The following is a 24,638-nucleotide window of genomic DNA, read 5'->3' as shown; positions in this document are numbered from 1 at the left end:
GATCACCCCTATGAGCGCCAACGTGACCGTCAGGGGGAGCGACGACGTGACCGCCACTGAGCCCACCGCCCTCGCGCAGGACCGCACCGTCCCCGTCGACCGCACCGTCGCCGTCGTCGGCACGGGGACCATGGGCCAGGGCATCGCCCAGGTCGCCCTGGTCGCCGGCCACCCCGTGCGCCTCTACGACAGCGCCCCGGGCCGCGCCGCGGAGGCCGTCGCCGCCCTCACGGCCCGCCTGGACCGGCTCGTCGAGAAGGGCCGCCTGGACGCCACCGCGCGCGAGGCCGCCGTCGGGCGGCTGCACGCCGCCGAGGACCTCGCCGAGCTCGCGGACGCGGCGCTCGTCGTCGAGGCGATCGTCGAGCTGCTCCCGGTCAAGCAGCAGCTCTTCGCCGACCTGGAGAAGGTCGTCGGCGACGACACCGTCCTCGCCACCAACACCTCGTCCCTCTCCGTCACCGCCATCGCGGGCGGCCTGAGGCTGCCCGGCCGGTTCGTCGGCCTGCACTTCTTCAACCCGGCGCCGCTGCTCCCGCTCGTCGAGGTCGTCAGCGGCTTCGCCACCGACGCGGACGTCGCCACGCGCGCGTACGGGACGATGAAGGCCTGGGGCAAGACGCCGGTGCGCTGCGCGGACACCCCCGGCTTCATCGTGAACCGGATCGCGCGCCCCTTCTACGCCGAGGCACTGCGGGTCTACGAGGAGGGCGCGGCCGACCCCGCGACCATCGACGCGGCCCTGCGTGACTGCGGCGGCTTCAAGATGGGCCCCTTCGAGCTGACCGACCTCATCGGCCAGGACGTGAACGAGGCGGTCACCCGGTCGGTGTGGGAGTCCTTTTACCAGGACCCGAAGTTCACGCCCTCGCTCGCGCAGCGCCGGCTCGTGGAGTCCGGGCGCCTCGGCCGCAAGACGGGCCAGGGCTGGTTCTCGTACGCGGAGGGCGCCGAGCGGCCCGCACCGCACACGGCGGAGCCGGCCGAGGCACCGGCGAAGATAGTCGTCCGGGGCGACCTGGGGCCCGCGGAGCCGCTGGTGGGGCTGTTCGAAGAGGCCGGGATCAAGGTCCGGCGCAAGGGCGGCCCGGGGTACATCGCGTTGCCCGGGGGAGGCAGGCTCTGCCCTGCCGACGGCGAGACCGCCTTCGAGTACTACAACGATGAGATCATCTACTTCGATCTCGCGCTGGACTACGCGCGCGCGAGCCGGATCGTTCTCTCCACCGGAGACCGGACGGCGCCCGAGACGCTCCGCGAGGCCGCGGGCCTCTTCCAGGCCCTCGGCAAGCAGGTGTCCGTGATCGGCGACGTCCCCGGCATGATCGTGGCCCGTACGGTCGCGATGCTGGCCGACCTCGCCGCCGACGCGGTCGACCGGGGCGTCGCCACCGCCGAGGACGTCGACACGGCGATGCGGCTCGGGGTCAACTACCCGGCCGGGCCGCTGGAGTGGGCCGCGAAGGTGGGCCACCGGCCCACGGTGGGGCTCTTGCGGGAGCTGCACGAGCGGTACCCGACGGGGCGGTACGCGCCGAGCGTCGGTCTCGTGCGGCGCGCGTACGCCGAGGACGCGGAGGACTCCCGATGACCACCGCGAAGCGCGACACCTACACCCCCGAGACGCTGCTCTCGGTCGCCGTGCGGGTCTTCAACGAGCGTGGCTACGACGGCACCTCCATGGAGCATCTGTCCAAGGCGGCCGGGATCTCCAAGTCGTCGATCTACCACCACGTGTCCGGCAAGGAGGAGCTGCTTCGGCGGGCGGTCAGCCGGGCGCTCGACGGGCTCTTCGCGATCCTCGACGAGCCGGGCGCCGGGCGGGGCCGGGCCGTCGAGCGGGTCGAGTACGTCACACGGCGGACGGTCGAGGTGCTCATCGCGGAGCTGCCGTACGTGACGCTGCTCCTGCGGGTGCGCGGCAACACGGGCACCGAGCGGTGGGCCATGGAGCGACGGCGGGAGTTCGACCACAAGGTGGCCGAGCTGCTCAAGGCCGCCGCCGACGAGGGCGACCTGAGGGCCGACGTGGACATCCGGCTCGCGACCCGGCTCCTCTTCGGCATGATCAACTCGCTGGTGGAGTGGTACCGGCCGCATCCGGACGCGACGGCGGAGCGCGAGCAGCTCGCGGAGACCGTCGCCCACCTGGCCTTCGACGGGCTGCGGACGGCCCGCTGAGCGTCGCCCTCCGGCGGAGGGGTCAGCCGCCTTGGTCGGTGTCGAGATCGGTCTCCTCGAAGACCAGCAGGGTGCGCGTGGACAGCACCTCCGGGATCGCCTGGAGCCGGGTGAGCACCAGCTCGCGCAGGGTCCGGTTGTCCGGCGTGTGCACCAGGAGCAGGACGTCGAAATCGCCGCTGACCAGGGCGATGTGCGCGGCGCCCGGCAGTGCCCTGAGCTGCTCGCGGACCGTCCGCCAGGAGTTCTGGACGATCTTGAGCGTGATGTAGGCCGAGGCGCCGTGGCCGGCGCGCTCGTGGTTGACCCGGGCGCTGAAGCCCCGGATGACCCCGTCGTCGATGAGCCGGTTGATGCGCGCGTAGGCGTTGGCGCGGGAGACGTGCACCCGTTCGGCGACGGAGCGTACCGAGGCGCGACCGTCCGTTTGCAGCAGCCGCAGGATGTCCCGGTCGATCGCGTCGAGCGGGCGGGCCGGCAGCGCGCCGGTCAGCGGGCCGACGCGGGCGCTCAGGATTTCGTTCTCGTCGCCCGGAGCGCCGCCCCGGTCGACGGCCATTTGTTCATCCGCCATGTGCCCCCGCCTCTCTCCGATGGACGTCCTGCTCATATCCCAGGCTGTGGAGAACCGTTTGTCCACAGGCTGGAGGTGCCTGTAGCCAAAATGACTCCACGACCGAACAATCGGTAGGTGAGGCGCGCCACACCCGCGCCACCCGCCTTCGGGTTCTATGCCCGCTCCCACGAGGAGGTGGACTCGTTGCAACAGCGCAGTTCGACAGTCCAAGAGCCGCCCGGTGCCGTTCCCGCCTACCGGCCGACCCCGCCGCCGGCGTGGCAGCCGCGTACCGACCCCGCCCCGCTGCTGCCCGACACCGAGCCGCTGCGCGTGCTCGGCACGGACGCCGTGGCCGACGCCGACCCCGCGCTGCTGCTCCGGCTCTACGCGGAGCTGGTCCGCGGCCGCCGGTACAACACGCAGGCCACCGCCCTCACCAAGCAGGGCCGCCTCGCCGTGTACCCGTCGACCACCGGCCAGGAGGCGTGCGAGATCGCCGCCGCCCTCGCCCTGGAGGACCGGGACTGGCTCTTCCCCTCGTACCGCGACACCCTGGCGGCCGTCGCCCGCGGCCTCGACCCCGTGCAGGCCCTGACCCTGCTGCGCGGCGACTGGCACACCGGCTACGACCCGCACGAGCACCGCATCGCGCCGCTCTGCACCCCGCTCGCCACCCAGCTCCCGCACGCGGTGGGCCTGGCCCACGCGGCCCGGCTCAAGGGCGACGACGTGGTCGCGCTCGCCATGGTCGGCGACGGCGGCACCAGCGAGGGCGACTTCCACGAGGCGCTGAACTTCGCGGCCGTCTGGCAGGCCCCGGTGGTCTTCTTCGTGCAGAACAACGGCTTCGCGATCTCCGTGCCGCTCGCCAAGCAGACCGCCGCCCCCTCCCTCGCCCACAAGGCCGTCGGATACGGGATGCCCGGCCGGCTCGTCGACGGCAACGACGCGGTCGCCGTCCACCAGGTGCTCACCGAGGCCGTGGCACGCGCGCGGCGCGGCGGCGGGCCCACCCTCGTCGAGGCCATCACCTACCGGATCGACGCCCACACCAACGCCGACGACGCCACCCGCTACCGCGCGGCAGGCGAGGTCGAGACCTGGCGGGCGCACGACCCGATCCTCCTCCTCGAACGGGAACTGACGGAGCGCGGCCTGCTCGACGAGGACGGCAGGCGCGCGGCGGCCGAGGCCGCCGAGACGATGGCCGCGGAGCTGCGCGAGCGGATGAACGCCGACCCGGTGCTCGACCCGATGGACCTCTTCGCCCACGTGTACGCAGAGCAGACCACGCAGCTGCGGGAACAGGCGGCGCAGCTGCGCGCCGAGCTCGAAGCCGAGGGTGAGGCGTGATGACGACCGCGACGACCGGCCCCGCGGCGGCCAAGGCCGGCGGAAACGCCGGCAAGGCCAAGCCCGCCACGATGGCGCAGGCACTCCAGCGCGCCATGCGCGACGCGATGGCCGAGGACCCGACCGTCCACGTGATGGGCGAGGACGTCGGCACGCTCGGCGGCGTCTTCCGGGTCACCGACGGGCTCGCCAAGGAGTTCGGCGAGGACCGCTGCACGGACACCCCGCTGGCCGAGGCCGGCATCCTCGGCGCGGCCGTCGGCATGGCCATGTACGGCCTGCGGCCCGTCGTGGAGATGCAGTTCGACGCGTTCGCCTACCCGGCGTTCGAGCAGCTGATCTCCCATGTGGCGCGGATGCGGAACCGCACCCGCGGCGCGATGCCGATGCCGATCGTCATCCGCGTCCCGTACGGCGGCGGGATCGGCGGCGTCGAGCACCACAGCGACTCCTCCGAGGCCTACTACACGGCCACCCCCGGCCTCCACGTCGTCACCCCGGCCACCGTCGAGGACGCGTACGGGCTGCTGCGCGCGGCCATCGCCTCCGACGACCCCGTGGTCTTCCTCGAACCCAAGCGGCTCTACTGGTCCAAGTCGGACTGGTCCCCCGAGGCCCCCGCGCGCGTGGAGCCGATCGGCAAGGCCGTCGTACGGCGGCCGGGCACCGGGGCCACCCTGATCACCTACGGTCCCTCGGTGCCGGTCTGCCTGGAGGCCGCGGAGGCCGCGCAGGCCGAGGGCTGGGACCTGGAGGTCGTCGACCTGCGCTCGCTCGTGCCCTTCGACGACGAGACCGTCTGCGCCTCGGTGCGGCGCACCGGCCGCGCGGTCGTGGTCCACGAGGCGACCGGGTTCGGCGGCCCCGGCGCGGAGATCGCCGCGCGCGTGACGGAGCGTTGCTTCCACCACCTGGAGGCACCGGTGCTGCGGGTCGCGGGCTTCGACATCCCGTACCCGCCGCCCATGCTGGAGCGGCACCATCTGCCCGGCGTGGACCGGGTCCTGGACGCGGTGGCGCGGCTGCAGTGGGAGGCGGGAAGCTGATGGCCCAGGTGCTCGAGTTCAAGCTGCCCGACCTCGGTGAGGGACTCACCGAGGCGGAGATCGTCCGCTGGCTGGTCGCCGTCGGCGACGTCGTCGCCATCGACCAGCCGGTCGTCGAGGTCGAGACGGCCAAGGCCATGGTCGAGGTGCCCTGCCCGTACGGCGGTGTCGTCACCGCCCGGTACGGCGAGGAGGGCGCCGAACTGCCCGTCGGCGCACCGCTCCTGACGGTCGCGGTGGGCGGTACGGGGACAGGCGCGGGTGCGGGAGCGGGGGCGGACGAGGTCGGAGCCGACGCGGCTCCTGCCACCGCCGCCCCTGCCGCGTCGGAGGAGCACGCCGCCTCTGCCGTCTCGTCCGAGTACTCGGGCAACGTGCTGGTCGGCTACGGCACGGCCGGGCCCGCCGCCCGGCGCCGTCGCGTACGGCACGAGAGCCCGGCCGTGGCGCGGACGGCCGTACCCGTCGCCGCCCCGGCGGCGGCGCCCACCGTCGCTGTCCCGGCTGCGGCACCCGCCGTCGCGCCCCCGGCGCCCGCCGGCCTGCCGTCGGCGTCCGTTGGCGTGGGGGGCGCGGGGAACGGGGGCCCGGTGCCCGTCATCTCTCCGCTCGTACGGAAGCTGGCCAGGGACCGGGGGCTCGACCTGCGGGAGGTACGCGGATCGGGGCCCGAGGGGCTGATCCTGCGCGCCGACGTGGAGCTGGCCCTCGCGGCCCTGGACCGTACGGTGGCCCCACAGGCGCCCGTACCCGCCGTCGCCACCGCCCCGGCGGTCGCCGCCGCGGCCGGTGAACGGGTCCCGCTGCGCGGGGTCCGCGGCGCCGTCGCGGACAAGCTGTCCCGCAGCCGTACAGAGATCCCGGACGCGACCTGCTGGGTCGACGCCGACGCCACCGAGCTGATGACCGTGCGGACGGCGATGAACGCGGCGGGCGGGCCGAAGATCTCCCTGCTCGCGCTCCTCGCCCGGATCTGCGTCCACGCCCTGGCCCGGTTCCCCGAGCTCAACTCCACCGTGGACACCGCCGCCAGGGAGATCGTCCGGTTGCCGGCCGTGCACCTCGGCTTCGCCGCCCAGACCCCGCGCGGCCTCGTCGTCCCCGTCGTCAAGGACGCGGGGACCCGCACGGCCGAGTCGCTGACGGCGGAGTTCGCCCGGCTGACGGAGGCGGCCCGGCAGTCCGCGCTCACCCCCGCCGATCTGACGGGCGGCACGTTCACCCTGAACAACTACGGGGTGTTCGGGGTCGACGGATCCACGCCGATCATCAACCACCCCGAGGCCGCCATGCTCGGCGTCGGCCGGATCATCCCCAAGCCGTGGGTGCACCAGGGCGAGCTGGCCGTCCGTCAGGTGGTCCAGCTCTCCCTCACCTTCGACCACCGCGTCTGCGACGGCGGCACGGCGGGCGGATTCCTGCGGTACGTGGCGGACTGCGTCGAGCAGCCCGCGGTCCTGCTGCGCACGCTCTGACCCCCGACCGGGGGGCTTCGCGCGGCCACCGCCGCCGGGTCCGTCTCATCAAGGGAGACGCGCCCGACGGCGGGGGCCGGTGGCAGCCCATACTGCTCGGGTGACCACTGCACATGACGCCGTCGTGCTCGCCGGAGGCGCCGCCGAGCGCCTCGGCGGCGCCGACAAGCCCGGTGTACGGATCGGAGGCCGGGCGCTCCTCGACCGGGTCCTCACGGCTGCCCGAGGCGCGGACCGGACCGTGGTCGTCGGGGATCCCCGCCCGACCACCCGTCCCGTCCGCTGGACCAGGGAGGACCCGCCCGGCGGAGGGCCGCTCGCCGCCCTCGGCGCGGGGGTACGGGAGACCGGGGCCGAGGTCCTGCTCGTCCTCTCCGCAGATCTGCCCTTCCTGGACGAGGACACCGTGCGACGGCTGCTCGGGGCACTCACCGAGGCCCCCGACGCCGAGGCCGTGCTCCTCACCGACCCCGAGGGACGGGACCAGCCGCTCGTCGCCGTGTACCGCAGTGCTCCGCTCCGGCGGGAACTGGCGCTGATCGCCGAAGGACGCGGCACCCTCTCCGGTGCTCCGCTGCGCCTGCTCACCGGGGCGCTCCGCCTCGCCCGCGTCACCGCGGGCCCCCTCGCCTCCTTCGACTGCGACACCTGGGAGGACATCGCCACGGCCCGGGCCCGCATCAGGGAGCATGGGACCGTGCTGGATGAATGGATCACCGCAGTCAAGGACGAACTGGGCATCGAGCTGGACGTCGACACCGGCCTGCTGCTCGACCTGGCCCGTGACGCCGCCCATGGAGTGGCCCGCCCCGCCGCGCCCCTGACCACCTTCCTGGTCGGCTACGCGGCGGCGCGCGCGGGCGCCGAGGGCGGTCCTGAGGCGGTCGCCGAGGCCGCCCGCAAGGCCGCCGCGCTGGCCCAGCGCTGGGCCGCCGAGCAGGACGAGCGGGACGAGGCCGGATGAGTCCGAGGGAGCCCGCCCCGGTGACCCCGGGCACCGCCACCGACGCCCGCGCCGGGCAGCCGCACCGCGCCACCGCCTGGCCCGAGGCGCGTGCCGCCGCCGTACGCGCCGGGGTCTCCGCTCGGGCCGGCCGGGCGCCCCTTGGCGTTCCCCTGGGCCGGGCGCTCGGCCAGGTCCTGGCGGAGCCGCTCCTCGCCCTCACCGATCTGCCGCCCTTCGACACCTCCGCCATGGACGGCTGGGCGGTCTCCGGCCCCGGCCCCTGGACCGTACGCGAGGACGGCGCCGTGCTCGCCGGGCAGACGTCCGCCGAGGTGTCGGCCGCCGGTGAGGCCGTACGGATCGCCACCGGCGCCCGCGTCCCCACCGGGACCACCGCCGTCGTCCGTACCGAGCACTCCCGCACCGAGCAGTCGGGCACGGACGCTGCCGCCACCCTGCTGCACGCCCTGCGCGAGGTGGTGCCGGGGCAGGACATCCGCCCCCGGGGCCAGGAGTGCCGCTCGGGCGACGAGCTGCTCCCCTCGGGGACCACCGTGACCCCCGCCGTGCTGGGCCTCGCCGCCGCCGCCGGCTACGACGAGCTGCCCGTACCGTCCCGCCCCCGCGTGGAGATCCTGGTCCTCGGCGACGAACTGCTCACGGCCGGCCTCCCCCACGAGGGGCTGATCCGTGACGCCCTCGGCCCGATGCTCGGCCCCTGGCTGACAGCGCTCGGCGCCGACGTCCTCGCCACCCGCCGTATCGGTGACGACGCCGAGGAGCTGTACGCCGCCGTCACCGGCTCCACCGCCGACCTCGTCGTCACCACCGGCGGGACCGCCGCCGGGCCCGTGGACCACGTCCACGGAGTGCTCGACAAGGCCGGCGCCACCCTCCTGGTCGACGGGGTGAAGGTCCGGCCGGGCCACCCGATGCTGCTCGCCCGCCTCGACGCCGAACCCGCCCCGGACCGCCCCGTACGGCATCTCGTCGGGCTCCCCGGTAACCCGCTCGCGGCCGTCTCCGGACTCCTCACCCTCGCCGAGCCCCTGCTCACGGCCCTCGCGACACCGGGAACGGAGGGCGGAACGACCCCGCCCCCGCCCCGCGCCGCCGTTCAGGACGAGGTGCACGGGCATCCGTACGACACGCGGCTCGTCCCGGTCGTCCGCCGCGGCGGACGGGCCGTACCCCTGCGCTACAACGGCCCGGCCATGCTCCGGGGCATCGCCGCCGCGGACGGCCTGGCCGTCGTGCCACCCGGCGGTGCGCGGTCCGGCCAGGAGCTGCACATCCTCGATCTTCCCTGGCCGACCGAAGCGGGGGCCGTGCCGGCCCAAGGAGCGTGTTTCACGTGAAACTTCCCAGTCGTGACGTGATGGCCCGCCACGCGGACGAGAAACTCTCCGGTCCTCGGGTCACGCTGCCCCGCCGAGAGGTCGAGCGCCCGCTGCGCCAGGTCGGCAAGCGGCTGCTCATGGCGCTCGGCGTGCTCGCCCTGACGGTCCTCATCGTCTACGTCGACCGCGAGGGCTACCACGACAACGCCAACGAGACGCTCGACTTCCTCGATTGCGCCTACTACGCGACCGTGACGCTCTCCACCACCGGATACGGCGACATCGTCCCGTACAGCGACACGGCGCGGCTCGCCAACATCCTGCTGGTCACGCCCCTGCGCGTGCTGTTTCTGATCATCCTGGTCGGCACCACTCTCGAGGTCCTCACCGAGCGGACCCGCGAGGAGTTCCGGCTGAACCGCTGGAGGTCCACCTTGCGCGACCACACCGTCATCGTCGGCTTCGGTACGAAGGGGCGGTCCGCGATCCAGACCCTCTGCGCGACCGGCCTGAGCAAGGAACAGATCGTCATCGTCGACCCGTCCAGCAAGGTGATCGAGACGGCGAACGCGGACGGGTTCGTCGGCGTCATCGGCGACGCGACCCGCAGTGACGTGCTGCTCCGCGCCGAGGTGCAGCGGGCCCGGCAGATCGTCATCGCCACCCAGCGCGACGACACGGCCGTCCTGGTCACCCTCACGGCCCGCCAGCTCAACCGGGGCGCGAAGATCGTCGCCGCGGTCCGCGAGGAGGAGAACGCGCCGCTGCTGCGCCAGTCCGGCGCGGACGCGGTCATCACCAGCGCCAGCGCCGCCGGGCGTCTGCTCGGGCTCTCCGTGCTCAGCCCCAGCGCCGGCACGGTGATGGAGGACCTGATCCAGCAGGGCTCCGGCCTCGACCTGGTGGAACGCCCGGTGACCAAGAGCGAGGCCGGCAAGAGCCCGCGGGAGACCGGCGACCTGGTGGTGAGCGTGCTCCGCGGCCACCGGCTCCTCGGGTACGACGACCCCGCCGCCAACCCGCTCCAGCTCACCGACCGGCTGATCACCATCGTGCGCGCCGCGGCGGTCACCCCGCTCAGCACTCCGCCGGAGGACTGAGCCGGCGGCACCCCGCCCTCGGCCCCAGCCCCGCCCCCGGGCCCGGCTGCACCCCGTCCCGGGGCGGCGGCGGGAGTAGCCTCGCCGCCATGTATGCGATCACGATTCCGGAACCCGGTGGCCCCGAGGCCCTCGTCTGGGCCGAGGTGCCCGATCCCGTACCCGGCGAGGGCGAGGTGCTCGTCGAGGTGGTGGCGAGCGCCGTCAACCGCGCCGATCTGCTCCAGCGCCAGGGCTTCTACGACCCGCCGCCCGGCAACTCCCCGTACCCCGGCCTGGAGTGTTCGGGCCGGATCGCCGCCCTCGGCCCGGGGGTGTCCGGCTGGTCCGTCGGTGACGAGGTGTGCGCGCTGCTCGCCGGCGGCGGTTACGCGGAGAAGGTCGTCGTCCCGGCCGGCCAGCTGCTCCCCGTTCCGGAGGGCGTCGACCTGGCCACGGCCGCCGCGCTGCCGGAAGTCGCCTGCACCGTCTGGTCGAACATCTTCATGCTCGCCCACCTGCGGCCGGGCGAGACGCTGCTCGTGCACGGCGGCGCGAGCGGGATCGGCACGATGGCCGTCCAGCTGGCGAAGGCGGTCGGGGCGCGGGTCGCGGTCACCGCCGGGGGTCCAGAGAAGCTGGCGCGCTGCGCCGAGCTCGGCGCGGACATCCTCATCGACTACCGCGAGCAGGACTTCGTCGAGGAGCTGCACAAGGCCACCGACGGGGCGGGAGCGGACGTCATCCTGGACATCGTCGGCGCCAAGTACCTGGAGCGGAACGTGAAGGCGCTGGCCGTGAACGGCCGCCTCGTCGTCATCGGGCTCCAGGGCGGGGTGAAGGGCGAGCTGAACCTCGGGGCGCTGCTCGCGAAGCGCGCCGCCGTCCTGGCGACCACGCTGCGGTCCCGCCCGGTACAGGAGAAGGCGGCGATCGTCGCCGCCGTACGGGAGCACGTCTGGCCGCTGATCGGCGCCGGCACGGTCCGACCGGTCGTCGACCGTACGGTGCCGCTGACGGACGCCGCCGAGGGCCACCGCGCCCTTGAATCCGGCGGCCACGTCGGCAAGGTGCTGCTCCTCGCGCCCCAGGCCTGAAGGACTCAGGCCTGAAGCACCTACGGCAAAGGGGCCCGGCACTTCGCGTGCCGGGCCCCTTCCGTCTCCCCGGGTCTACAGGTACGGCCCCGAGCGGACCGCGTGGCCGTGGCCGCGGTCCTCGTCGTCCTCGTCGTGCGACGCGCCCGGCGGCAGCGCCCTGCTGCGCATCTGCTCCAGCTGCGCGCGGGCCGCCATCTGCTGGGCGAACAGCGCGGTCTGGATGCCGTGGAAGAGGCCCTCGAGCCAGCCCACGAGCTGGGCCTGCGCGATGCGCAGCTCCGCCTCGGAGGGGATCGCCTCGTCCGTGAACGGCAGGGAGAGACGCTCCAGTTCCTCGACCAGTTCGGGCGCGAGCCCGTCCTCCAGCTCCTTCACGGAGCTGGCGTGGATGTCCTTGAGCCGCACGCGGCTGGCCTCGTCGAGAGGTGCCGCGCGTACTTCCTCCAGGAGCTGTTTGATCATGCTGCCGATCCTCATGACCTTCGCAGGCTGCTCGACCATATCCGTCACCGGGACCTCGCGGGGTTCGTCGTCGCCCTGAGTGCCGCCGAGCGCCATCCCGTCCTGTCCCACGATGAGGACCTGGGGGCTCTCCTGCGACCTGTCATTCCTCGGCATCTCCATGCCGCCATTCTCTCGTACACATGCGTCACCACGGGGTGTGCCCCTGTACGAGGGTGATCCACCCTCGTACAGGGGCACAGGACGGCAACGAAGACCGTCAGGTCGCCGCGCGCCGGGCCACCGCGCCGCGCGAGCGGGTCACCAGGGCGGCGAGCAGCGCGGCACCGAGCGGTACGGCGACGAGCAGGCCCGCCAGGGTCTCCCACGGGACGACGATCGGGACGTACGGCAGGTCGGACGCGGTGCTCCAGCCCTGGGCGACGGCCTCCTCGTGGAAGCGGATCCGTTCGCGCTCCTCGGTGAGCCGGAGGCCCATCGCGGGCAGCAGCCCCGCCGCCGAGCCGAGGATCACGCCCATCGCGGCGACGACCCCGCACTGGAAGCCGCTGAGCGTACGGCGTACCCGGGGCGGAGCGCCGACCGCGGCGAGCGTCTTCAGGTCGGCCTCGGCGTCGGCCTGGGCGAGGCCGGTGGCGATACCGGCGGCGCCGATGGTGACGAGGCCCGCGAAGACGGAGAGCGCGAGCAGGATGATGCTGTTGTCGTTGACGAAACCTTCCTCCACGTGGACCTCGACGGTGCTGCCGAGCTTGGTGAGCTCGCTGTCGAGCTTCTGCCGCTGCTCGCTGTCCGGCAGGTGGTCGGTGGAGGCGTACACGCCCAGCGCCACCGTGGAGAGTCCGGCGGCCTTGGCGGTGGCCGGGGTCATCAGGGCCTGGAGGCCGTAGGTCTTCGGGCTGCCGGGCACGCGGTAGGCGGGAATCGAGCTGACCTTGCCGGGTGCGGGGCGGCCTGTCTCGGCGGCCTTGTCGGCGGCGGCGATGTCGGTGACCTGGCGGATCCCGATGGTGCCGTTCTTGTCGACCTGGGAGCGGTTGAAGCTGACGATCTTCCCCTCGGCGAGGGCCTTCACGGCTCCCGCGTCCTCGATGCCGAGGACCTTGAGGACCTTGGCGTCACCGACCAGCAGACCGCCGTCGGTGTAGACGCCGTGGCCGTTCGACGACTGCTGGCACCGCCAGTCCTCGGCCATCATCTTCCGCCGCTGCTCGGGGGTGAACCGTTCCGAGGGGTCGGCGCTCCCGGGAACCGCCACGTACATGGGGCATTCGTTCGCCGGGGGAATGACGACCTCGTAGCGGCCGCAGCCCTCGCCGCCGCCCCACAGCGGGCAGCCGGGCTTGCCGAGGGAGACGCGCTCGACGTCGGCGCGGACGTCGACGGGCAGGAGGCGCTGGACCGTCTCGCGGACCGCGGGGACGTCCCGGCCGCCCTCCTCCGTGACGAAGGCGGAGACAGCTCCGTACGGCAGCATGGCCTGGTACTCGGCCTTGTACTGGGCCTCGCTGCTCGCCATGTACGTGGCCACGGCGACGGTGCCCGCGACGGCGGCGAGGACGGCGGCGACGGCGGGGGCCGTACGGCCCCGGTTGCGCACGGCGTCCCGCAGCGCGAGCCGCGGCGACAGCGGCAGCCAGCGCCCGGCCCGCCCGAACAGGCCCACCAGGGCCGGGGTCATGGCGACGACACCCAGCTCGGCGATGGCCGAGCCGCCCGCCACCATGATGAACTGCTCGCTGACCACGGAGCCGAAGAGCGCGATGGCGCCGCCGACCAGGACGGCCCCGAGCCCGATCAGGGGCAGCACCCGGCTGCTGCGGCGGACTCCGCGGCGGCCGGTGAGCGAGGCGAGGACCGTCTGCCGGGAGGCGGTGACGGCCGGCACGATCGAGGCGAGCAGACCGGTCAGAACGGCGAGCAGCGCGATGCCGAGGATCTCGAGCGGCCGGACGTCGAAGGCCCCGAACCGCTGGCCCATGGCCTCTTCGAGGACCGGCTGGAGCGCCAGGGTGAGGACCAGGGCGAGCACCGTACCCGTGACGGCCGCGGCGACACCGATGACCAGACCGCCGCTCAGCACGATCGCTCGGATGTGGCTGCGGGCACCGCCGTTGGCCCCGACCAGACCGAGCTGGCGGCGCGAGCGGCGGGCGCCGACCGCGAAGGCCGGTCCTGCGAGCAGACAGATCTCCAGCATCGCCAGGCCGACGACGGTGCCGAGGGCGGCGAGTTCGGCGGCGTTCGCCGCCGGGCTGTCGTTGAAGTTGCCCCAGCCCTCCTTCTGGAAGAGCGGGATCTCGGACTCGGCCGGCGGGTCGAGCAGCACGGCACGCGAGGCGACGACCACACCCTTGGTGTTGAGCTCCTTGACCATGTTCCACGTGAAACCACCGGGCTTGCGCACCAGATACGTGGTGGAGGACCCGGGTGCGGGCAGACCGGCCTTCTCGGCGGCCTTCGCGTACGGCGCGAGGAAGGCCCCCGGCAGCGCGTTGACCTGGGCGGTCTTCAGCGAGTCGGGAAGTTCGTAGGAGCCGACGATCCGGTACGGGCGGTCGAAGTTGCGGGCGGAAAGGTTCGAGCCGATCGCCAGACCACTGGTCTCCAGGAAGTGGGAGGTCGCCATGACCTCGTCGTTCTTCTCCGGGAAGCGCCCGTCGAGGAGCGTCATGATGCCGCGGGCGATCGGATCGCCAGCCTTGAGCTCACGGATCTCGGTCATGAGCAGACCGTGAGCCGTCGTCACCTTGGCGGAGCCGTTGCTGTCCGTCAGGACCGTGGAACCCGCCGGGATGCTCTTGGTGACATCGACGGAACCGGTCGGCCACACCCCGTCCCCGTAGTCCTTGGCCGGTGTGTTCAACTCGCCGATCGGATCCTGGAAGATCGGCACCCCGCCGTAGCCGGAGTCCTTGAACTGGGCGTCGGCCGCGCCGATCGTGCGGTCCGCCCGCTCGGCGGGCGACAGCTCGGAACTGCGGATGGTCAGATCCAGGGCGCTGACACCCAGGATCGGCAGGGCGATCATGGCCAGGACGAGGGCGCTGCGGCCCTTGGAACGCCAGGCGTCACGACGGGCGATGCGGATCGCGGCCCGCCAGGAGTGGAACCAGGTCTTCACGCCTCAGCCACCTGGCCCGACAGCAGGGAATCGGCCTCGCTGCGCACGGTCTGGTCGACGATGGCGCCGTCCCGGAGGAACACGACACGGTCGGCCCAGGCGGCGAACCGCGGCTCGTGGGTGACGAGGACGCCGGCGGCGCCCGCGTCGCAGCGGCTGCGGAGGAGAGCGAGCACGGACTCGCCGGTCTCGGAGTCGAGGGCGCCGGTCGGCTCGTCGGCGAGGACGAGCCGGCGGTCGCCGACGAGGGCGCGGGCGATGGCGACACGCTGCTGCTGGCCGCCGGACATCTCGTCGGGGAAGCGGTCGGCGAGGTGGCCGAGCCCCATCTCCTCCAGAGCGCTGAGGGCCTCGACGCGCGCCTTGCGGGCGGAGGTCCCGTCCAGCTCACGGGGCAGGGCCACGTTCTCGGCCGCGGTGAGCGCCGGAATGAGGTTGTAGTCCTGGAAGACGTAGCCGATGCTGCGGCGGCGCAGGGCCGCCAGCTCCTTGACGCCGGCGGTGGTGATGTCGGTGTCCTCGACGATCACCCGGCCCGAGGTGGCGGTGTCGAGGCCGCCCGCGATGGTCAGGAGCGTGGACTTGCCGGAGCCGGACGGACCCATGACGGCGACGAGTTCACCGGGGTACACGGCGAGGTCGATGCCGCGCAGGGCATGCACCTCGGTGGCGCCCGCGCCATGGACGCGGGTCAGGTTCTGCAGTTGCAGCACGGGCTGCTGTGCGGGCATGAGGGGTCCCCCCTTGGACGTACACGGCGGTCGGCCGGGTACGGGAACGAGCGGTGGAAAGGTGGTGCGTCAGTGGTCCTGGGGCCGTACGGCACCCGGCCGTGCGGTGGCGGATGCGGCGACGGCAGGTGCCGCCTCGGCGGGCGGCGCGTCCGGAGCGTTCTCGGCCGGTGCGTTCGACTCGGCCGCCGAGCTCGGCGCTCCCGGTACGCCCGGTGCGTTCGCGGCCGTCGCCGACAGGCGGATCAGCCGGGACTCGCAGTGGTCCAGCCAGCGCGCCTCGGCCTCGGTCTGGAAGATCAGCTGCTCCAGGACGAGCAGCCAGGCCACGTCGTCCCGTTCGCGGGCCGCGCTGCTCTCGACGGCGGCGAGGGCCTGGGCCTTGAGGCGGGTGTAGTCCTGCATCGCCTTCACGGTGTGCCGGCGCTGGGACTGGATGACGGCGCGGATGTCGACACCGGGGGCTCCCACGGCCATGGCGAGCTTGATGGCCAGCTCGTCACGGGCGGGGCTGGTGCGGTCCACCGGGTTCTCGAACCAGGTCCTGAGCTCGGCGCGGCCGCTGTCGGTGATCGCGTAGAGCGCGTGCCCGGCCGCGTCCTCGCCGCCCTGGGTGACCATGCCGTCGCGCTCCAGCCGGCTCAGGGTCGTATAGACCTGGCCGACGTTGAGCGGCCAGGTGGAGCCGGTGCGGGACTCGAACTCCGTACGGAGCTGGGAGCCGTACCGAGGGCCGCGTTCGAGGAGGGCGAGAAGCCCGTGGCGGATCGACATACTCAGTATGTATACCGGGTATGCCCGTGCGAACAACCGCCCTGAGACGGAAGCGGCAGGTCCGCCTCAAGGGGGACCCCCGCGGGCCGAGGGGCTCAGCGGCGGCGCATCCGCACCCCGAGAAAACCGATCCCGAGTCCCATCATGGCCAGCCCCACTCCCAGGGTGAGGACGGGAATCCGCTGGTCGACGAGGGCGGGAGCGGCTTCGGCCGCCCCGCGCGGCGCGGCGGCGGGCCGGCTCGCGGGCGGCACCTCCGTGAGGACGGGGTCCTCCTCGCGTACCGCTTCGGCTTCCTCCTCCTCGCCCTCCGGGGCAGCCGGGTCTGTTGCCGTTTCGGTACGGGAGGCGTCGGACGAGGGCTCCGTGGCGCTGGGCGGCACGGAGCGGCCGGGCCGGGTCCGCCCCTCACCGGCCGGCCTGCCCGCGAGGGAGGCGGAGCCGACGGGGGCGGGGGCGTCGCTGGGCTCGGCCCTCGACGCGGACGGGGCCGGCGCCCCGGTGCCGGTCGGCGCGGGCGCCGGGGGCGGGGGCGTACCGGAGCCACCGGTCCGCCCCGGCGAGACAGGGACAGAGGCGGATACGGAGGAGGAAGAGGAAGGGGACGCGGACGCCGAGGGGGGCGAGGAAGAGGAACGGGACGGGCTGACGGTCGCGGTCGGCGCGGCGGCGGACGAGGAAGGGGCCGCGGGCGGGGTCGAAGAAGGCGGCGGCGCGGGGGTGGTGCCGGTCGCGGGCGGCGGGGCCGTGGTCGCCGCCGACGGGCCGGCGGCCGCCTCCACCCCGTACGCCAGGCCCTGCCCGTATCCGAGGGGCGCGGCGTACAGGGTGCACGCGCAGGTGAACACGCAGGTGAGCGCGGGGCCGAGAGCCCGCGCGCGTGCCCTGCGGAGTGCTGGAGTCACCGGGTGACCCCCTCCCGTACCGAGCAGCCGAGATGGTCGACTCAGCGTCACATGACGGGACGTTTCCGGCATCCGGGACGGGGTCAGCAGGTGGAAGAGGTGAGCGCCAGGGCTACTGCGGCGGGTTGCCCGTCGAGATCTTGAGAGTGAACTCGGCGTCCTTGGCGGTGATGTCCTCACCGGCCGGCGGGTACTGCTCAAGGACCGTGCCCTCGCCGTACGTCGCCTCGTCCACCGGGGTCTGGGTCATGATCTTCCACCCGGCGGCCTGGACGCAGTCCTTCACCGACTGGATGTTCTTGTACATGAAGTTCGGGACCTCGAACTTCTCGGGGTCGTCGCTCGACTCCCTCGGCTGGGAGCACTTCTTCGAGTCGATCGTCTTGGTCAGGTCGGGACCCTTGTGGCCCGGGGCCGCGCTCTGGCTCTGCTGCGTCTCCGAGCCGCCGGTGCCGCCCGCCTCGGTGCCCGGGTCCTTGTCCTTCATGTTGGTCACCACGAGCACTCCGCCGATCGCGAGCAGCGCGGCGACGATCGCGCCCACCAGCAGCGGCGTCCGCCGCGAACCGCCGCCCGTCGGGGCGGGCGCGGGCGTGTGCACCGGCGCGTACGGCGCGGGGCCCGGCGTCCGGTACGACGCGGGGGCCGGGGCGGGGGTCTGGTACGACACCGGCGCGGGCGTCGGCGCCTGCTGCGGGTAGCCGTACGAGGGCGCGGGCGCGGGGGTCGCCGGGCCGTACGGTCCCGGCTGGTAGGGCTGCTGCACCCCGTGCGGGCCGGGCTGCGGGTGCGGCGGCGGGGTCTGGCCGACGGGCGGGAAGACCGCCGAGCCGACGCCCGCGCCGCTGCTGACCGGGCCGCCGCCCTGGACGATCACCGGAGCGCCGGTCTGGCCCGCCGCGAGCACCCGCAGGCACTCGTCGCGCATCGCCGCCGCGCTCGGGAACCGCTCGTTCGGGTTCTTTCGCAGCGCGCGGGCGACGAGCGCGTCCATCGCCGGCGTCACCGCCCGGTTGACGGTGGACGGGGCGACCGGCTCCTCCTGCACGTGCGCGTACGCGATGGCGAGGGCGGAGTCGGCGTCGAAGGGGAGCCGGCCCGTGAGCAGCTGGAAGAGCATGATGCCGACCGAGTAGAGGTCGGAGCGGGCGTCCACCGGGCGGCCGAGGGCCTGCTCGGGGGAGAGGTACTGCGGGGTGCCGACGACCATGCCGGTCTGCGTCATCGACGTGACGCCGGACTGCATGGCCCGCGCGATGCCGAAGTCCATGACCTTGACCACGCCGCGCTTGGTCGTCATCACGTTGCCCGGCTTGATGTCGCGGTGGACCAGGCCCATCTCGTGGCTGACCTCGAGGGCGGCCAGCACGTCGGCCGTGACCTTCAGCGCCTTGTCGGCCGGCATCGCGCCGTACTGCCGGACGTCCGAGGCGAGGACCGAGCCGAGCGGCTGCCCCTCCACGTACTCCATGACGATGTACGGCATGACGGCACCGCCGAGGTCGTCCTCGCCGGTGTCGAAGACCGACACGATGTTGGTGTGCGACAGCTTCGCGACCGCCTGCGCCTCGCGTCGGAACCGCTCGCGGAACGACTGCTCCCGGCCGAGCTCGGTGTGCAGCGTCTTGATGGCGACCTGCCGGTCGAGCGCGCTGTCGTAGGCCAGGTACACCGACGCCATGCCGCCCTCGCCGAGAAGGTCGCGCAGCTGGTACCGGCCGCCCGCGACCGAACCGCCCGCATAGCGGCCCTGTGCGCCGTCCTGGCTCATCTGTGCTTCCCCCTACGCGCGCGTGGCGGCGTTGATCCGGAATTTCCTGGCCAAGTCTGCCCGAGGGCAGTGACACGTCAAGCCGGGTGCCCGTTCCGTGACCCTCCGCACAGGAAGCGTTTCCGAAGCTGCGGAGGAAAGCGTCGAATTTGCACAGGTGTACGCGGAGGGGGTTGGATGGCCCGTCCATCTCGGACCGTGATGTCGTACGGAGCCTGTAGCGTGACGACTGGACACGGCACGACAGACGACGGCGAGGACTGATGGCACCCGAATCCGGATCAGGTGGCGGTGTGCCGGACGCGTCAGCGGAGTCCTGGGGCGTCGGCGGAGTCGTCGGCGACGGGCGGTACCGCCTGACCCACCGTCTGGGCCGCGGCGGCATGGCCGAGGTGTTCGCCGCCGAGGACGTACGGCTCGGCCGCACCGTCGCCGTGAAGCTCCTCCGCGCCGACCTCGCCGAGGACCCGGTCTCCAAGGCCCGCTTCACCCGCGAGGCGCAGTCCGTCGCCGGTCTCAACCACCACGCCATCGTCGCCGTGTACGACTCCGGCGAGGACCTCGTGGCCGGCCGGCCCGTGCCGTACATCGTGATGGAGCTGGTCGAGGGCCGCACCATCCGCGACCTGCTGCTCAGCGCCGAGGCCCCCGGGCCGGAGCAGGCCCTCATCATCGTCTCCGGAGTCCTGGAGGCGCTGGCCTACTCGCACCAGCACGGCATCGTGCACCGCGACATCAAGCCGGCGAACGTGATCATCACCCACGGCGGCGCCGTCAAGGTCATGGACTTCGGCATCGCCCGCGCCCTGCACGGCGCGCAGTCGACGATGACCCAGACCGGCATGGTCATGGGCACCCCGCAGTACCTCTCGCCGGAGCAGGCGCTCGGCAAGGCCGTCGACCACCGCTCCGACCTGTACGCGACCGGCTGCCTCCTCTACGAGCTCCTCGCGCTGCGGCCCCCGTTCACCGGCGAGACCCCGCTGTCCGTCGTGTACCAGCACGTCCAGGACGCGCCGATCCCGCCGTCCGACGTCACGCAGTCCGTGCCGCCGGAGCTCGACGGCCTGGTGATGCGCTCGCTCGCGAAGGAGCCGGACGACCGGTTCCAGAGCGCCGAGGAGATGCGCGGCCTCATCCAGTACAGCCTGCAGATGCTCCAGCAGCAGGGCGGCCACACCGGCACGTGGAACACCGGGCCGGTGGAGGCGCACGACGGCGGACACACCCCGGTCGGCGGCATGGCCGCGACGACCGCCCTGGGGCACCCGATGCACGGCGAGACCGCGGCGCACGGCCCGATCCTGCCGCCGGTCAACCCGGACGACGGCGGATACGGCTACGACGGCGGTACGGGCGGCACCGGCGGCTACGGCCAGAACGGGGCCTACGGCTCGCAGGGCGGCGGGAGCGGCAGGCACGGCAAGGTGTGGCTGCTCGCGGCGCTCGCGGTGATCGCGGTCGTCGCCGGAGTCGTCTTCGCCCTCGACAAGACCGGCGGGAAGGGCGGCGAGAAGGGCGTCATCACGCCGACCGTCAGCACCGCGCCGTCGACGGTCTCCAAGGAGCCCACTCCTTCGCAGGAGACCACCGAGGAGCAGACGCAGGACCCGGGCAACTCGGACGGCGGCCAGACCCAGGCCCCGTGGCCGCCGGAGACGACGTACGACCCGCCGGCCACCACGACCACGCCGCCGTCCCAGGAGCCGACGGGCGAGCCGACGACGACCCCGCCCACCACGACCGCGGGTACGCCGACGCCGACGGGCACGCCGACGGGCGGCGAGACGACCGGCGGCGGCGAGCCGACCGGCGGCGAGACGACCGGCGGCGGCGAGCCCACCGGGGGCAACGGCAACACGGGCACGACGGCCCCGCCGGACGCCGACGCCGAGACGCGCTGACGCGACTGCCGGCGCGTCCTGCCGGCGCGTCCTGCCGGTGCGTCCGGCCGGTGGCGCCGACGCGTTTCACGCCGTGAACGCGTCGCGGACCGCCGTGTACTCACGGGTCCACCAGACCGCCAGGGCCGACACCGCGGGAAACTGCGGGTCGGCCCTTCGGTCGTGCAGCTGGTAGCGCCAGCGCAGGGTCCAGAAGTCGTTGAGCCGCTCCCACCACACCCGGTGCGCCGCCGCCGCCAGCTCGGCGCGGTCGGCGCCCGTCGCCCGCCGGTACGCGCGCGCGTACGGCCGTACCTTCTCCAGGGCCAGCTCACCGCCCGGCCGTACGAAGAAGATGGCGGCGGCCCTGACCGCCTCCTCGGCCCTGGGGCGGACCGCGAGCCGGTCCCAGTCGACGATCGCGGCGGGCTCCGCGCCGCGGTAGAGCAGGTTCAGCGGGTGGAAGTCGCCGTGCACCCAGCCGGCGGCCGCGGCGGGCGGCGGTCGGTGGTGGGCGTGCTGGGCGAGCAGCCGGCGCCGCTCCCTGAGCCGGTGCTCGGCGAGCGCGTCGAAGCTGTCGCGGGGGCGGTGGGCGCGGGCGAGGCGGATCAGTTCGTCGATGGCCCGGAAGGTGTCCTGGAGGTCGGCGCTCGCGCAGACGTCCCCTGCCGCGGCCCCGGACGTTCCGTCCGGCCCCGGACCCGGGGGCTCCATCACCCGGTCGAGGGCCGTGTGGACCTGCCCGAGAAGGGTGCCGAGGCGCCGGGAGCAGCCGGCGGAGAGCTGGGCGCCGTCGCGGTGGCGGCCGTCGATCCAGGGGTGCAGGGCGTAGCAGTGGCCGCCGATGACGGCGACCGTGCGGCCGGTGGCGTCGGCCAGCGGCGGGGCGACGGGCAAGCCGAGGGCGTGCAGCCGCTGGGTGGCGCGGTGCTGGCGGGCGATGGTGGCGCGGTCGGCGGTCGGGGCGTCCAGGTGCTGCTTGAGGAAGTAGGTGCCGCGGGTGGTGGAGAGCCGGAAGCCCCGGTTGAGCAGCCCCTCGGCGACGGGCACGCAGGCCAGGGGCTCACCGGCATGCCGATGGCGGCGCAGCAGGGCGCCGAGGGGCGGGTCGGGCGCCGGGAGTGTTTCAGATGAGCGCGGCACCCGCCAGATGTTAGATCACGCTACGTGGTGGAGGTGTCGCCGTACGGAGTCGGGGGTGGGGCGGGTCGCCGGGGTCTCGCTCGCGTAGTCGAGCGCGTGCACCGTCACGAACTGCGGTTCGATCCGCATGTAGACCGGCGCGAAGGGCTCACCGTCCACCTGCTCGGGTTCGGGGCCGAAGGCCGCGAGCTCCTCCTCGGTCGGTTCGACGATCTCGGCGGTGCCGGTGAACTGCACGGACCAGAGGTGCTCGGAGCCGGAGTTGAAGTTGTCCGCGCCGTACGCGACGACGCTGCCGTTGCAGGCGCGGTGGTAGCCGAGCCCCTGGTGCATCAGGAGCAGGACACGGCCGTCGGCCACGATGTGCCGGGCGGGGGCGACGAACGGCATCGCCCGCATGCTCGTCGCCACCCGGCCGTACGACACGCGGCCGAGCATCTCGATGGCGCGGATCTCGTCGGTGGACATGGCATCCACTCTCCGCCACCGGCGCCGTGTCGAAAAGGGGCCCCTGGCCCTGCCCCGAGGGGGCCGTAAGTCCCGAATCGCCGCCCGCCGGTCCGTCAGTGGCGCTCAGTGGCGCTCCGCCTGGAGCCGCGCCACATAGGCCGCGGCCTGCGAGCGTCGTTCCATGCCCAGCTTCGACAGCAGGCTGGAGACGTAGTTCTTGATGGTCTTCTCCGCGAGGTGGAGCCGTTCGCCGATGACCCGGTTGGTCAGGCCCTCGCCGATCAGGTCCAGGATCTTGCGCTCCTGCTCGGTCAGGTTGGCGAGCTTGTCGTCACGCTTCGGGTTGTTCCCGTCGCGCAGCCGCTCCAGGACGCGGGCGGTCGCCACCGGGTCGAGCAGCGACTTGCCGGCCGCCACGTCCCGTACCGCGTTGAGCAGTTCGTTGCCCCGGATGGCCTTGAGTACATAACCCGAGGCCCCGGCCATGATCGCGTCGAAGAGCGCCTCGTCGTCCGCGTACGAGGTCAGCATCAGGCACTTGATGCCCTCGTCCTGCGAACGGATCTCGCGGCAGACCTCGACCCCGCTGCCGTCGGGCAGACGCACGTCGAGCACGGCCACGTCGGGACGGGTCGCGGGGATCCTGACCAGGGCATCCGCCGCCGTGCCGGCCTCGCCGACCACCTCGATGTCGTCCTCCACGGAGAGCAACTCGTGGACGCCGCGCCGGACCACTTCATGGTCGTCCAGCAGAAATACCCGGATTTTTCCTTCTTCGCGCACCCGGTCAGTCTCACATATTGGCTCTTCCCGCGCCCGGGGTGCGCGGGATAACGTGCCGCTTGTTCCGACGACGGTGTCGGGCCGTTGTCCACGCCCTGACCAGGGCGGAGTCCCCGCTTTTCTCGATTTACTTGGAAATCCAAGCAAAATCGCAGGTCAGGTGGGGTTTCGCGGGAATGCCGCACTGTGGGTAACGTGCCTATGACGGCGTTCGTCGGGGCACCTGTCACGCCTGACCCCGACCGCGTCGCACCCACCCCGTGCGAAGGTACGGACAAGGCGGAGCCGCACTGGCCCACCCGGCGAACCCGGAGGCCGGACCGACGGAGGAGCACGCACGTGACCGTGGAGAGCACTGCCGCGCGCAAGACGACGCGACGCAGCAGCGGCACCAAGCGCACCGCAAGCGCGAGCACGAGCACCACCAAGAAGACGAGCACGCGCGCCGCTGTGGGAGCGACGGAGCCCGAGCTCGTCCAGCTGCTGACGCCCGAGGGAGAGCGCGTCCAGCACCCCGATTACGACATCGACCTGAGCGCCGAGGAGCTGCGCGGTCTCTACCGCGACATGGTGCTCACCCGTCGCTTCGACGCCGAGGCCACCTCGTTGCAGCGCCAGGGCGAGCTGGGCCTGTGGGCCTCGCTGCTCGGCCAGGAGGCGGCCCAGATCGGTTCCGGCCGGGCCCTCCGGGACGACGACTACGTCTTTCCCACCTATCGCGAGCACGGTGTCGCGTGGGTCCGCGGGGTCGATCCGACGAATCTGCTGGGAATGTTCCGTGGTGTGAACCACGGTGGCTGGGATCCCAACAGCAACAATTTCCATCTGTACACGATCGTTCTCGGTTCGCAGACCCTGCACGCCACCGGCTATGCCATGGGTATCGCCAAGGACGGCGCGGATTCCGCCGTGCTCGCGTACTTCGGTGACGGCGCTTCCAGCCAGGGTGACGTCAACGAGTCGTTCGTCTTCTCCGCGGTCTACAACGCCCCCGTCGTGTTCTTCTGCCAGAACAACCAGTGGGCCATTTCCGAGCCCATCGAGAAGCAGACGCGCGTCCCGCTCTACCAGCGGGCCAGTGGCTTCGGCTTCCCCGGTGTCCGCGTCGACGGCAACGACGTCCTGGCCTGTCTGGCCGTGACCCGTTCGGCCCTCGAGCGCGCTCGCCGCGGCGAGGGCCCGACCCTCGTCGAGGCGTTCACCTACCGCATGGGCGCCCACACCACCTCCGACGACCCGACGCGCTACCGCCGTGACGCGGAGCGCGCGGAGTGGGAGGCCAAGGACCCGATCCTGCGTCTCAAGACGTACCTGGAGAACGAGGGCCACGCCGACGCGGCCTTCTTCGAGGAGCTGGAGGCGGAGAGCGAGGCGCTCGGCAAGAGCGTCCGCGAGGCCGTCCGCGCCATGCCCGTCCCGGAGCACATGGCGATCTTCGACCACACGTACGCGGACGGGCACGCGCTCGTCGACGAGGAGCGCGCGCAGTTCGCCGCCTACGAGGCGTCCTTCGCGGCCGGAGAGGACGAGTAA

22 protein-coding genes are annotated in these 24,638 nt (G+C 73.0%); 12 read left to right on the top strand and 10 right to left on the bottom strand.

Annotation, left to right across the window (positions count from 1 at the left end):
• The first annotated feature begins 10 nt into the window (after positions 1-10).
• Positions 11-1,591, top strand: a complete 1,581-nt coding sequence (locus ABT034_RS03720) for a 3-hydroxyacyl-CoA dehydrogenase (protein WP_351210873.1) — start codon at positions 11-13, stop codon at positions 1,589-1,591.
• Positions 1,588-2,181 carry a TetR/AcrR family transcriptional regulator gene (locus ABT034_RS03715; RefSeq protein ID WP_351210871.1) on the top strand — a complete coding sequence of 198 codons (594 nt, stop codon included), beginning with the start codon at positions 1,588-1,590 and terminating at the stop codon, positions 2,179-2,181. Before ABT034_RS03720 ends, ABT034_RS03715 begins: the two co-directional genes overlap by 4 nt.
• A gap of 22 nt (positions 2,182-2,203) precedes the next feature.
• Here the strand turns inward: ABT034_RS03715 and ABT034_RS03710 are convergent, their stop codons facing one another.
• Entirely contained in the window at positions 2,204-2,755 is a 552-nt protein-coding gene (locus ABT034_RS03710; RefSeq protein WP_351210870.1) for an Lrp/AsnC family transcriptional regulator, read from the bottom strand.
• A gap of 177 nt (positions 2,756-2,932) precedes the next feature.
• On the opposite strand from ABT034_RS03710, the gene pdhA (ABT034_RS03705) reads away from it, so the two are divergent.
• The 7 genes from pdhA (ABT034_RS03705) to ABT034_RS03675 all read left to right on the top strand — a co-directional run bounded on the left by pdhA (ABT034_RS03705) (position 2,933) and on the right by ABT034_RS03675 (position 11,076).
• On the top strand, positions 2,933-4,093 hold the full coding sequence (gene pdhA / locus ABT034_RS03705; RefSeq protein WP_351211390.1) for a pyruvate dehydrogenase (acetyl-transferring) E1 component subunit alpha: 1,161 nt from the start codon (positions 2,933-2,935) through the stop codon (positions 4,091-4,093).
• Positions 4,093-5,139, top strand: a complete 1,047-nt coding sequence (locus tag ABT034_RS03700; protein WP_351210868.1) for an alpha-ketoacid dehydrogenase subunit beta — start codon at positions 4,093-4,095, stop codon at positions 5,137-5,139. The genes pdhA (ABT034_RS03705) and ABT034_RS03700 overlap by 1 nt, the downstream gene beginning before the upstream one ends.
• On the top strand, positions 5,139-6,614 hold the full coding sequence (locus ABT034_RS03695) for a dihydrolipoamide acetyltransferase family protein (protein WP_351210866.1): 1,476 nt from the start codon (positions 5,139-5,141) through the stop codon (positions 6,612-6,614). Before ABT034_RS03700 ends, ABT034_RS03695 begins: the two co-directional genes overlap by 1 nt.
• Before the next feature lie 100 nt (positions 6,615-6,714).
• The gene (locus ABT034_RS03690) at positions 6,715-7,578 is read left to right on the top strand and encodes an NTP transferase domain-containing protein (protein ID WP_351210864.1); all 864 of its coding nucleotides are present in this window, start codon (positions 6,715-6,717) and stop codon (positions 7,576-7,578) included.
• Positions 7,575-8,918 carry a molybdopterin molybdotransferase MoeA gene (locus ABT034_RS03685; RefSeq protein ID WP_351210862.1) on the top strand — a complete coding sequence of 448 codons (1,344 nt, stop codon included), beginning with the start codon at positions 7,575-7,577 and terminating at the stop codon, positions 8,916-8,918. Before ABT034_RS03690 ends, ABT034_RS03685 begins: the two co-directional genes overlap by 4 nt.
• Positions 8,915-10,000, top strand: a complete 1,086-nt coding sequence (locus tag ABT034_RS03680; protein ID WP_502972790.1) for a potassium channel family protein — start codon at positions 8,915-8,917, stop codon at positions 9,998-10,000. Before ABT034_RS03685 ends, ABT034_RS03680 begins: the two co-directional genes overlap by 4 nt.
• An 89-nt stretch (positions 10,001-10,089) precedes the next feature.
• Positions 10,090-11,076 (top strand): NAD(P)H-quinone oxidoreductase, encoded by a 987-nt coding sequence (locus tag ABT034_RS03675; RefSeq protein WP_351210860.1) that lies wholly within the window; start codon positions 10,090-10,092, stop codon positions 11,074-11,076.
• 75 nt (positions 11,077-11,151) lie between these two features.
• On the opposite strand, the gene ABT034_RS03670 is transcribed toward ABT034_RS03675, so the two are convergent.
• The 5 genes from ABT034_RS03670 to ABT034_RS03650 all read right to left on the bottom strand — a co-directional run bounded on the left by ABT034_RS03670 (position 11,152) and on the right by ABT034_RS03650 (position 16,553).
• Entirely contained in the window at positions 11,152-11,703 is a 552-nt protein-coding gene (locus ABT034_RS03670; protein ID WP_351210858.1) for a bacterial proteasome activator family protein, read from the bottom strand.
• 97 nt (positions 11,704-11,800) lie between these two features.
• Positions 11,801-14,665 carry an FtsX-like permease family protein gene (locus ABT034_RS03665; protein WP_351210856.1) on the bottom strand — a complete coding sequence of 955 codons (2,865 nt, stop codon included), beginning with the start codon at positions 14,663-14,665 and terminating at the stop codon, positions 11,801-11,803.
• Positions 14,662-15,396 carry an ABC transporter ATP-binding protein gene (locus tag ABT034_RS03660; RefSeq protein WP_351210854.1) on the bottom strand — a complete coding sequence of 245 codons (735 nt, stop codon included), beginning with the start codon at positions 15,394-15,396 and terminating at the stop codon, positions 14,662-14,664. Before ABT034_RS03660 ends, ABT034_RS03665 begins: the two co-directional genes overlap by 4 nt.
• A gap of 69 nt (positions 15,397-15,465) precedes the next feature.
• Positions 15,466-16,170, bottom strand: coding sequence for a PadR family transcriptional regulator (locus tag ABT034_RS03655; RefSeq protein ID WP_351210853.1), 705 nt, complete (start codon positions 16,168-16,170; stop codon positions 15,466-15,468).
• Positions 16,171-16,265: 95 nt separating this feature from the next.
• Positions 16,266-16,553, bottom strand: coding sequence for a hypothetical protein (locus ABT034_RS03650; RefSeq protein ID WP_351210851.1), 288 nt, complete (start codon positions 16,551-16,553; stop codon positions 16,266-16,268).
• On the opposite strand from ABT034_RS03650, the gene ABT034_RS03645 reads away from it, so the two are divergent.
• Entirely contained in the window at positions 16,537-17,082 is a 546-nt protein-coding gene (locus ABT034_RS03645; RefSeq protein WP_351210849.1) for a hypothetical protein, read from the top strand. The genes ABT034_RS03650 and ABT034_RS03645 overlap by 17 nt on opposite strands.
• A 105-nt stretch (positions 17,083-17,187) precedes the next feature.
• Here the strand turns inward: ABT034_RS03645 and ABT034_RS03640 are convergent, their stop codons facing one another.
• Complete coding sequence (locus tag ABT034_RS03640; RefSeq protein ID WP_351210847.1) at positions 17,188-18,846, bottom strand: protein kinase domain-containing protein; 1,659 nt, start codon at positions 18,844-18,846, stop codon at positions 17,188-17,190.
• 263 nt (positions 18,847-19,109) lie between these two features.
• Between ABT034_RS03640 and ABT034_RS03635 the strand changes: the two genes are divergently transcribed.
• Positions 19,110-20,750 carry a protein kinase domain-containing protein gene (locus ABT034_RS03635; RefSeq protein WP_351210845.1) on the top strand — a complete coding sequence of 547 codons (1,641 nt, stop codon included), beginning with the start codon at positions 19,110-19,112 and terminating at the stop codon, positions 20,748-20,750.
• Between the two features lie 66 nt (positions 20,751-20,816).
• On the opposite strand, the gene ABT034_RS03630 is transcribed toward ABT034_RS03635, so the two are convergent.
• From ABT034_RS03630 to ABT034_RS03620, 3 genes are all read right to left on the bottom strand, one after another.
• Positions 20,817-21,872 (bottom strand): phosphotransferase, encoded by a 1,056-nt coding sequence (locus ABT034_RS03630; RefSeq protein WP_351210843.1) that lies wholly within the window; start codon positions 21,870-21,872, stop codon positions 20,817-20,819.
• 15 nt (positions 21,873-21,887) lie between these two features.
• Positions 21,888-22,340 (bottom strand): pyridoxamine 5'-phosphate oxidase family protein, encoded by a 453-nt coding sequence (locus ABT034_RS03625; protein ID WP_351210841.1) that lies wholly within the window; start codon positions 22,338-22,340, stop codon positions 21,888-21,890.
• A gap of 105 nt (positions 22,341-22,445) precedes the next feature.
• A complete protein-coding gene (locus ABT034_RS03620; RefSeq protein ID WP_319315517.1) occupies positions 22,446-23,105 on the bottom strand; it encodes a response regulator in 660 nt (219 codons plus the stop codon).
• 339 nt (positions 23,106-23,444) lie between these two features.
• On the opposite strand from ABT034_RS03620, the gene pdhA (ABT034_RS03615) reads away from it, so the two are divergent.
• Positions 23,445-24,638, top strand: coding sequence for a pyruvate dehydrogenase (acetyl-transferring) E1 component subunit alpha (pdhA, locus tag ABT034_RS03615; protein WP_351210839.1), 1,194 nt, complete (start codon positions 23,445-23,447; stop codon positions 24,636-24,638).

The sequence above is a fragment of the Streptomyces sp. NPDC002773 genome, from assembly GCF_040295605.1.
GTDB lineage: Bacteria > Actinomycetota > Actinomycetes > Streptomycetales > Streptomycetaceae > Streptomyces.
The sequence above is the reverse complement of the archived record's forward strand: the minus strand, read 5'-3'. Positions and strand labels throughout refer to the sequence as shown.

Bases quoted from the DNA above. Each gene is read 5' to 3' on its own strand.
- ABT034_RS03720 (WP_351210873.1), top strand. From the start codon at position 11: ATGAGCGCCAACGTGACCGTCAGGGGGAGCGACGACGTGACCGCCACT.
- ABT034_RS03715 (WP_351210871.1), top strand. From the start codon at position 1,588: ATGACCACCGCGAAGCGCGACACCTACACCCCCGAGACGCTGCTCTCG.
- ABT034_RS03710 (WP_351210870.1), bottom strand. From the start codon at position 2,755: ATGGCGGATGAACAAATGGCCGTCGACCGGGGCGGCGCTCCGGGCGAC.
- ABT034_RS03700 (WP_351210868.1), top strand. From the start codon at position 4,093: ATGACGACCGCGACGACCGGCCCCGCGGCGGCCAAGGCCGGCGGAAAC.
- ABT034_RS03695 (WP_351210866.1), top strand. From the start codon at position 5,139: ATGGCCCAGGTGCTCGAGTTCAAGCTGCCCGACCTCGGTGAGGGACTC.
- ABT034_RS03685 (WP_351210862.1), top strand. From the start codon at position 7,575: ATGAGTCCGAGGGAGCCCGCCCCGGTGACCCCGGGCACCGCCACCGAC.
- ABT034_RS03675 (WP_351210860.1), top strand. From the start codon at position 10,090: ATGTATGCGATCACGATTCCGGAACCCGGTGGCCCCGAGGCCCTCGTC.
- ABT034_RS03670 (WP_351210858.1), bottom strand. From the start codon at position 11,703: ATGGAGATGCCGAGGAATGACAGGTCGCAGGAGAGCCCCCAGGTCCTC.
- ABT034_RS03660 (WP_351210854.1), bottom strand. From the start codon at position 15,396: ATGCCCGCACAGCAGCCCGTGCTGCAACTGCAGAACCTGACCCGCGTC.
- ABT034_RS03655 (WP_351210853.1), bottom strand. From the start codon at position 16,170: ATGTCGATCCGCCACGGGCTTCTCGCCCTCCTCGAACGCGGCCCTCGG.
- ABT034_RS03640 (WP_351210847.1), bottom strand. From the start codon at position 18,846: ATGAGCCAGGACGGCGCACAGGGCCGCTATGCGGGCGGTTCGGTCGCG.
- ABT034_RS03635 (WP_351210845.1), top strand. From the start codon at position 19,110: ATGGCACCCGAATCCGGATCAGGTGGCGGTGTGCCGGACGCGTCAGCG.
- ABT034_RS03625 (WP_351210841.1), bottom strand. From the start codon at position 22,340: ATGTCCACCGACGAGATCCGCGCCATCGAGATGCTCGGCCGCGTGTCG.